9 protein-coding genes are annotated in these 8,333 nt (G+C 73.8%); 1 reads left to right on the top strand and 8 read right to left on the bottom strand.

Annotated elements, in window-relative coordinates; translation table 11 throughout:
• Positions 1 to 91: 91 nt before the first annotated feature.
• The 5 genes from der to aroH form a co-directional block, all read right to left on the bottom strand.
• Complete coding sequence (gene der, locus ACFXPL_RS36485; RefSeq protein WP_384927479.1) at positions 92 to 1,552, bottom strand: ribosome biogenesis GTPase Der; 1,461 nt, start codon at positions 1,550 to 1,552, stop codon at positions 92 to 94.
• Positions 1,553 to 1,625: 73 nt separating this feature from the next.
• Positions 1,626 to 2,342 carry a lysophospholipid acyltransferase family protein gene (locus ACFXPL_RS36490; protein ID WP_384927480.1) on the bottom strand — a complete coding sequence of 239 codons (717 nt, stop codon included), beginning with the start codon at positions 2,340 to 2,342 and terminating at the stop codon, positions 1,626 to 1,628.
• Positions 2,300 to 3,007, bottom strand: coding sequence for a (d)CMP kinase (gene cmk / locus ACFXPL_RS36495; protein WP_384927481.1), 708 nt, complete (start codon positions 3,005 to 3,007; stop codon positions 2,300 to 2,302). Before cmk ends, ACFXPL_RS36490 begins: the two co-directional genes overlap by 43 nt.
• 176 nt (positions 3,008 to 3,183) lie before the next feature.
• On the bottom strand, positions 3,184 to 4,269 hold the full coding sequence (locus tag ACFXPL_RS36500; RefSeq protein ID WP_384927482.1) for a prephenate dehydrogenase: 1,086 nt from the start codon (positions 4,267 to 4,269) through the stop codon (positions 3,184 to 3,186).
• Positions 4,266 to 4,628, bottom strand: a complete 363-nt coding sequence (gene aroH, locus ACFXPL_RS36505) for a chorismate mutase (protein WP_384927483.1) — start codon at positions 4,626 to 4,628, stop codon at positions 4,266 to 4,268. Before aroH ends, ACFXPL_RS36500 begins: the two co-directional genes overlap by 4 nt.
• 74 nt (positions 4,629 to 4,702) lie before the next feature.
• On the opposite strand from aroH, the gene ACFXPL_RS36510 reads away from it, so the two are divergent.
• Positions 4,703 to 5,413, top strand: a complete 711-nt coding sequence (locus ACFXPL_RS36510) for a DNA polymerase beta superfamily protein (protein ID WP_384927484.1) — start codon at positions 4,703 to 4,705, stop codon at positions 5,411 to 5,413.
• Between the two features lie 21 nt (positions 5,414 to 5,434).
• Here the strand turns inward: ACFXPL_RS36510 and ACFXPL_RS36515 are convergent, their stop codons facing one another.
• From ACFXPL_RS36515 to ACFXPL_RS36525, 3 genes are read right to left on the bottom strand one after another with little or no spacing between them, the layout of a single operon-like run.
• Positions 5,435 to 6,283, bottom strand: coding sequence for a DNA polymerase beta superfamily protein (locus ACFXPL_RS36515; RefSeq protein WP_384927485.1), 849 nt, complete (start codon positions 6,281 to 6,283; stop codon positions 5,435 to 5,437).
• Between the two features lie 3 nt (positions 6,284 to 6,286).
• On the bottom strand, positions 6,287 to 7,309 hold the full coding sequence (locus ACFXPL_RS36520) for an ADP-ribosylglycohydrolase family protein (protein WP_384927486.1): 1,023 nt from the start codon (positions 7,307 to 7,309) through the stop codon (positions 6,287 to 6,289).
• The gene (locus ACFXPL_RS36525) at positions 7,306 to 8,079 is read right to left on the bottom strand and encodes an NUDIX domain-containing protein (RefSeq protein WP_384927487.1); all 774 of its coding nucleotides are present in this window, start codon (positions 8,077 to 8,079) and stop codon (positions 7,306 to 7,308) included. The genes ACFXPL_RS36520 and ACFXPL_RS36525 overlap by 4 nt, the downstream gene beginning before the upstream one ends.
• Between the last annotated feature and the right edge of the window lie 254 nt (positions 8,080 to 8,333).

Genomic DNA, 8,333 nt, shown 5'->3' on the forward strand with positions numbered 1-8,333 from the left:
GGCGGGCCCGCCCTCCGGGCCGTCGGGGGGGGGGCCCGCCCGGGCGTACCCGGCCCGGCCCCCACCGCGTTCGGCGCTCCGCGCCCTGCCGCTACTTCTTGCGCCCGCGCTTCTCGCGCACCCGTACGGAGATGTGGATCGGGGTGCCGTCGAAGCCGAACTCCTCGCGCAGCCGGCGCTCCACGAACCGCCGGTACCCGGCCTCGATGAAGCCGGAGGCGAAGAGCACGAAGCGCGGCGGCTTCGTGCCCGCCTGGGTGCCGAACAGGATGCGGGGCTGCTTGCCGCCCCGGATCGGGTGCGGGTGCGCGGCGACCAGCTCGCCGAGGAAGGCGTTGAGCCGGCCGGTCGGCACGCGTGTCTCCCACCCCGCCAGCGCCGTCTCGATCGCCGGGACCAGCTTCTCCATGTGCCGGCCCGTGTGGGCGGAGACATTGACCCGGGGCGCCCAGGCGACCTGCGCCAGCTCCGTCTCGATCTCCCGCTCCAGGTAGTAGCGGCGCTCCTCGTCGAGGGTGTCCCACTTGTTGAACGCGACGACGATGGCGCGGCCCGCCTCGACGGCCATCGTGACGATGCGCTGGTCCTGGACGCTGATGGACTCGCTCGTGTCGATCAGGATGACCGCGACCTCCGCCTTCTCGACGGCGGCGGCGGTGCGCAACGACGCGTAGTAGTCCGCGCCCGCCTGGAGGTGGACCCGGCGGCGGATGCCCGCGGTGTCGATGAACTTCCAGACCGTGCCGCCCAGCTCGATCAGCTCGTCGACCGGGTCCCGGGTGGTGCCCGCGACCTCGTTGACGACGACCCGGTCCTGGCCCGCGACCTTGTTCAGCAGCGACGACTTGCCGACGTTCGGGCGGCCGATGAGGGCGATCCTGCGCGGGCCGCCGAGCCCGGTGCCGAAGGTCTGGGCCGGCGCCTCGGGCAGCGCTTCGAGCACCGCGTCGAGCATGTCGCCGGTGCCGCGGCCGTGCAGCGAGGAGACCGGGTGGGGCTCGCCGAGGCCGAGCGACCAGAGCGCGGTGGCGTCCGCCTCGCCGCTCTGTCCGTCGACCTTGTTGGCACAGAGCACGACGGGCTTGCCCGCCTTGCGCAGCAGCCGTACCACGGCCTCGTCGGTGTCGGTGGCGCCGACCGTGGAGTCCACGACGAAGACCACCGCGTCGGCGGCCTCGATCGCGTACTCGGCCTGGGCGGCCACGGAGGCGTCGATGCCCAGGACGTCCTGCTCCCAGCCGCCGGTGTCGACGATCTTGAAGCGGCGTCCGGCCCACTCGGCCTCGTAGGTGACCCGGTCGCGGGTGACGCCCGGCTTGTCCTCGACGACCGCCTCGCGGCGGCCGATGATCCGGTTCACGAGAGTCGATTTGCCGACGTTCGGGCGGCCGACGACGGCGAGGACGGGCAGCGGGCCGTGACCGGCCTCGTCCAGCGCGCCCTCCACCTCCTCGGCCTCGAAGCCCTCCTGAGCGGCAAGCTCCATGAAGTCCGTGTACTCGGCGTCGCCAAGCTCTCCGTGCTCGTCGCCGGAGTCGATGTGGTCGTTCATGAAGTCCGTACCTCGTTCATCGTGATCGGTGCGCCACGGCTCGCGGCGCACTACTGAAGTCGTGCTGGCTGTCTTACGGCCCGGTGGGACCGGTGCGTCCGGTGAGGCGCCGGGCGTGCTCCAGGTGGGCGGTCAGCCGCTCCTGGATCCGTACGGTGGCCTCGTCCAGGGCCTTGCGGGTGCGCCGCCCGGCAGAGTCGCCCGCCGCGAAGGCGTCGCCGTAGACGACGTCCACGCGGCTGCGCAGCGCGGGCAGCCCCCGTATCAGCCGGCCGGGGCGCTCCGTGGAGCCGAGCACCGCGACCGGCACGATCGGCGCTCCCGACCGTACGGCGAAATAGGCGAGCCCGGCGCGGAGCGAGGCGAAGTCCCCCTCGCCCCTGCTGCCCTCGGGGAAGATCCCCAGGACACCGCCGTCCGCGAGGACCCCGAGCGCGCCGGTGATCGCGGCACGGTCGGCGACCGAGCGGTCCACCTCGATCTGCCCGAGGAAGCGCATGCAGGGGGCGAGTGGGCCGATGAACGCTTCCTTCTTGACCAGGAAGTGCGACGGCCTGGGAGCGGTGCCGATCACCATCGGGCCGTCGATGTTGTGCGCGTGGTTGACCGCGAGGATCACGGGGCCGCTCGCCGGGACCCGCCAGGCGCCGAGCACCCTGGGCTTCCACAGTCCGTACATCAGCCCGATGCCGATGCCTCTGCCGACCGCCGCGCCCCTCTCCGAGGGCGGCGCGCCCACCGCCGCGCTCACCGCGCGGCCCGCTTCTCCTCCACCAGGGTCACGACGCACTCGATGACCTGCTGGAGCGTGAGATCCGTGGTGTCCACCTCGACCGCGTCGGCGGCCTTGGCGAGCGGGGACGTCTTGCGGCCGGAGTCGGCCGCGTCCCGTTTGACCAGCGCTTCCCGGGTGGCGGCGACGTCGGTCGCCTCCTTGCCCGTCAGCTCACCGCTGCGGCGGGCCGCGCGGGCCTCCGGGGACGCGGTGAGGAAGATCTTGACGTCGGCGTCCGGCAGGACCGTCGTACCGATGTCACGGCCCTCGACGACGATGCCGAGCGGCGCCGCGGCGGCGATCCCGCGCTGGAGTTCGGTGATGAGGGCGCGCACCTCGGGGACGGCGCTGACCGCGCTGACCCGGGCGGTGACCTCCTGGGTGCGGATCGGGCCCGCGGCGTCCACGCCGTCGACGGTGATCGTGGGCGCGGCCGGGTCGGTGCCGGAGACCAGGACAGGTTTGGCGGCGGCGGTCGCGACGGCGGCGGCGTCCTCGACGTCGACGCCGTTGCTGCTCATCCACCAGGTCATCGCGCGGTACTGCGCGCCGGTGTCCAGGTAGCTCAGCCCGAGCTGGGCGGCCACGGCCTTGGAGGTGCTCGACTTGCCCGTGCCCGAGGGCCCGTCGATGGCGACGATCACAGCGGCCTGGGCGGTCCGGGCGGGGGTAGCTTCCACGGGGGACGGACACCTTCCTGAGTCACGGGGTGGATGTGCGGGGACGCGCACACGCCCCCGCACAAGGTTACCGAGTCTTCAGGGCCCCGATCGCACCCCTCGTACGGGACCGCCTCCGGCCCCGCACGCCGGTCGCCGGCGGGTGCCCGCCGGTGTCACCCCTGGTCACCGCGCGGTCACTGCTGGATGGACCAGCCGCGTTCGCGCATCGCCGCGGCGAGTACGGGCGCCGCGGCCGGTTCGACCATCACCAGGACCAGGCCGGCCTGCTGTCCGGTCGCGTGCTCGATCCGTACGTCCTCGACGTTCACCCCGGCCGCGCCGGCGTCCGCGAAGATCCGGGCCAGCTCGCCCGGCCGGTCGCTGACCTGGACGGCGACGACCTCGTACGCCGTCGGGGCGGCGCCGTGCTTGCCGGGGACGCGGCCCCGGCCCGCGTTGCCGCGCCGCAGGACGTCCTCGATGCCGGCCGCGCCGCCGCGCCGCTTCGCCTCGTCGGCGGACTGGAGCGCGCGCAGCGCCTCGACGGTCTCGTCGAGGTCGGCGGCGACGGCGGCCAGCACCTCGGCGACCGGGCCCGCGTTGGCGGAGAGGATCTCGACCCACATCGCGGGGTCGGAGGCCGCGATCCTGGTGACGTCGCGGATGCCCTGGCCGCAGAGGCGTACGGCGCTCTCGTCGGCGGCCTCCAGGCGGGCGGCGACCATCGAGGAGATCAGATGCGGGGTGTGCGAGACCAGCGCCACCGCCCGGTCGTGCGCGTCCGCGTCCATGACCACGGGCAGGGCGCGGCAGAGCGAGACCAGTTCCAGCGCGAGGTTGAGCACCTCGGTGTCGGTCTCCCGGGTCGGGGTCAGCACCCAGGGCCGCCCCTCGAAGAGGTCGGCGGTCCCGGCGAGCGGGCCCGAGCGCTCCTTGCCCGCCATGGGGTGCGTCCCGATGTACGCGGTGGTGTCCAGGCCGAGCGCCGCCAGTTCGCGCCGGGGCCCGCCCTTGACGCTGGCGACGTCCAGGTAGCCGCGGGCCACCCCGGCGCGCATCGCCTCGGCGAGCGTGACGGCGACGTGCCGCGGCGGTACGGCGACGACCGCCAGGTCGACGGGGCCCTCGGGCGGCGCGTCCGTACCGGCGCCGAGCGCGGCGGCGGTCCTGGCCCTGGAGGGGTCGTGGTCGCTGAGGTGGACGGTGACCCCCCGGCCCGCCAGGGCCAGCGCGGCGGAGGTGCCGATCAGGCCGGTCCCGACGACCAGGGCGGTTCTCACTGGGCGATGTCCTTGCGCAGAGCGGCGGCGGCGCCGAGGTAGACGTGCGCCACCTCGGACCGGGGCAGCTCGGACTCGATGTGGGCGAGGACACGGACGACGCGCGGCAGGGCGCCGGCGATGTCCAGCTCCTGGGCGCAGATCAGCGGTACGTCGACGATGCCGAGGCCGCGCGCGGCGGCGGCCGGGAAGTCGCTGTGCAGATCGGGCGTCGCCGTGAACCAGATGCTGATGAGGTCGTCGGTGGTCAGTCCGTTGCGCTCCATGATCGCGGTGAGGAGCTGCTTGACCTGCTCGTCCATGTGCCCGGACTCGTCCCGCTCCAACTGGACGGCCCCGCGAACCGCTCGTACCGCCACAACGTTCTCCCATGAATGATCGAGTGCTCCGTCCAGACTAACGACCTGCCGCGAGCCCCCGTACGCTCGCGCGCATGACCTCGCCCCCGCCGCAAACCCTCGTCCGCGACCACACCGTCTACGCGTGCGTCATGGGCTCGCGCGCCTTCGGTCTGGCGACGGAGGGGAGCGACACGGACCTGCGCGGGGTCTTCCTCGCCCCGACGCCGCTGTACTGGGGGTTCGAGAAGCCGCCGGTCCATGTCGAGGGGCCGGCGCCCGAGCAGTTCTCCTGGGAGCTGGAACGCTTCTGCTCCCTCGCGCTGCACACCAACCCGAACGTCCTGGAGTGCCTGCACTCCCCGCTGGTCGAGCACGCCGACGCCACGGGCCGCGAGCTGCTCTCGCTGCGCGAGGCGTTCCTCTCCCGGCAGGCGCACCGGACGTTCGTACGGTACGCGGAGGGCCAGCACGGGAAGCTGGTGGCGCGGATCCGGCGTGACGGGGCGCCGCGCTGGAAGCCCGCCACGCATCTGCTCCGGCTGCTCGCCTCCTGCCGGGATCTGCTCCGTACCGGCCACCTGGTCGTCGACGTCGGTCCGGAGCGCGAGCGGCTGCTCGCGGTCAAGCGCGGCGAGGTGCCGTGGCCGGAGGTGGAGCGCCGGATGGCCGTGCTGGCCGCCGAGGCGGACGAGGCGGTCGCACGCTCCCCGCTGCCGGCCGAGCCGGACCGCGCCCGGGTGGAGGACTTCCTGATCCGTACGCGCCGCGCCTCGGCCCGCGCGTGGGGAGCGGGTGCGGCGTAGGGGACGCGTACGGCGTACGGATCAGCCCGCCAGCCGGACGCGGACCACGAAGTCGTGCAGCGCCTCGTGTCCGGCGGAGACGGCCGCGCCGGGCAGGGCCGTGGCGGACCGCGCCTCGTCCAGCACCGTGCGCAGCGCCTCCACGTCCCGCTCCAGCCGGTCCCGGCCGGGACCGGTGGCCGGTCCGTGCTCCGCCTCGGCCTTGGCGGCGATCAGCTCGGGCAGATAGCCCGGCGCCGCCACCTCCTGGAGCAGGGTGGGCAGATGCGCGAGGATCCCGCCGCCACGCATCAGGTGCACGCCGGTGAGCAGCGCGCGGAAGGTGTAGAGCAGGGGCTTGAGTTCACCGGTCCGCTCGAACAGCCGCCACTGGGTCCGTGCGAACCCCGCGTAGTGGTGTGCGTGGTGACTGGTGAGCACGGCCGGGGCGAGCGCGATCAGCTCCCGGTGCGCCTCGGTCGTGCGGACCACCAGCGGGGAGAGGAGCTGCTCCAGCACATAGCCGTTGCGGCGCAGCATCAGCCGGACGAACTTGCGCAGGTCGTGCGTGACGAGGTCCATCTCCACGCCGTCCCGGTCGCCCGTCCGCGACCGGGTCTCCTCCGGCTCCCGCAGCCCGACCAGCGCGGCGACGGGCAGCAGGTGGGCGCCTCTGAGGTCCACGTCCGAGTCGCGGGAGGGGAAGCCGTACAGATGCGCCCCGGAGACCGTGGCGAACAGCAGCGGGTCCCTCTCCGCGGCGAGGACCGGGCCGAGGTCGGTGACCGGCAGCCCGGCGGCGCGCAGGCGGTCGGCGCGGCTCCGCACCTCGGCGTGGCCCGGCCCCGCCGTGTGGTCCCGCTCGTCCGCGCTCATCTCTTCGGTACGCATGGATCAAGAGTCCCAGAGGGCTCCCAGCGACATGAGGTCGCTGCGGTACTCGATCCGCTCGGCCCACTCCTTGGGCCAGGCGCCCGCGCCCAGGTGCGCGCCGGCGAAGGCGCCCGCGAGAGCGGCGATGGAGTCCGAGTCGCCGCGCGTGCAGGCGGCCCGGCGCAGCGCGGTGACGGGGTCGGACGGGAAGAGCAGGAAGCAGAGCAGCCCGGTGGCCAGCGCCTCCTCGGCGACCCAGCCGTCGCCGGTGGCGAGGCAGGGGTCGGTCTCCGGGGAGGGGGCGCGCAGGGCCTGCTGGAGGCGTTCGAGGGCTGCCAGGCATTCGTCCCAGCCGCGGGCGATGAACTCCTCGGGGCCGGCGTCGTCGGCGTACGTCCACAGGTCGCCGAGCCAGCGCTGGCGGTAGTGCTCGCGGTTCTCGTACGCGTACGAACGGAGCTGGCCCATCAGCGCGCCGGGTTCGCCGCCGTGCGAGAGCAGGTAGACGGTGCGTGCCGTGAGGTCGGAGGCGGCGAGGGCGGTGGGGTGGCCGTGGGTGAGGGCGGCCTGCAACTGGGCGGCGCCGGCCCGCTGTTCGTCGCTCAGTCCGGGGACGAGGCCGATGGGCGCGACCCGCATATTGGCGCCGCAGCCCTTGGAGTGGACCTGGCTGGCGCGCTGCCAGGGCCGCTCGCTGTCGAGGAGCATGCAGGCTTTCATGCAGGTGGCGCCGGGGGCGCGGTTGTTGTCCGGGGAGTGGTACCAGTCCACGAACTCGTCGCGTACGGGGCGCTCCAGACGGATCGGGCCGAGGACGCCGCGATCCATCGCGGTCCTGATGCCACGGGCGAAGGCGAGTGTCATCTGGGTGTCGTCGGTGACGATGGCGGGCTTCGGCAGCTGCATCTCGCGCCAGGGGCCGCACTTGGCGAGGATCGAGGGAACGTCGTTGAACTCGGTGGGGAAGCCGAGGGCGTCGCCGAGCGCCAGCCCGATGAGGGAGCCCGTCGCGGCCTGTTTGGTGAGGGTCCTCGCGATGATCATGCCGTCCGTCCTTCCGGTCGCAGCAGAGGTGGATGCAGCGTGGTGGCGGCACCCGCACGGTAGAGCGCGGCGGGTTTCCCGCGGCCACCCGTCCGGCGCGGCGGCCCTTCCAGCGCCTGGACGAACCCTGGCGTGGTGAGGACCTTGCGCCGGAAGTTGGGGCGGTCGAGTGCCACGCCCCAGACGGTCTCGTAGACCTGCCGCAGCTCGCCCAGGGTGAACTCGGGCGGGCAGAAGGCCGTGGCGAGACAGGTGTATTCGAGCTTGGCGCCGATGCGGTCGTAGGCGTCGGCGAGGATGTGGTCGTGGTCGAAGGCCAGGGAGCCGCGGTCACCGAACCCGGTCCACCGGGCGCGGGCGGCGTCCCCGCCGCCGCGTGGCTCGGGCAGGTCCGGCACGAGAGCGGCGTACGCGACGGACACGACCCGCATCCGGGGGTCGCGGTCCGGGGCGCTGTAGGTGCGGAGCTGTTCGAGGTGGAGCGCGCCCGCGGTCTCCTCCGACAGGCCTGTCTCCTCGGCGAGTTCGCGGCGGGCGGCCTGTCCGGCGGACTCCTTCGGCAGGACGAAGCCGCCGGGCAGCGCCCAGTCACCCCGGTACGGGGCCTCGCCGCGCTCGACGAGCAGGACGTGCAGCCTGCTGTCGCGGACGGTGAAGACGGCGAGGTCGACCGTGACGGCGAAGGGCTCGAAGGCGGACGGGTCGTACGGCGCCGTGTCGTACGGGGGCGGGGCCTCGGCCGTGGCGGCGTGCCGCTCGGGCGGGCTCATCGTGGCCCCCGCCGGGCCGGCGAACCTGGTCCACCCCCGTGGGACCAGGTCCGCCGGCGGTCGCCGGTGGGGGGCAGCACTGGACTCATGCCCGCCTCCTTAATGGTCATGTTGACTATAAAGCGGTTGGGGGTGCCGCGACAAGGGAGAAGCGCGCGGCCCGGGGGGGCCGGGCGTGTCGTGCGTAACAACCCGGGGAGAGGCACCCGGGGTGGCCGGGGCGGGCACCACGACGGGGGGCGCGCAGGCCCCGA

Source organism: Streptomyces sp. NPDC059092, assembly GCF_042756365.1.
Taxonomy (GTDB): domain Bacteria; phylum Actinomycetota; class Actinomycetes; order Streptomycetales; family Streptomycetaceae; genus Streptomyces.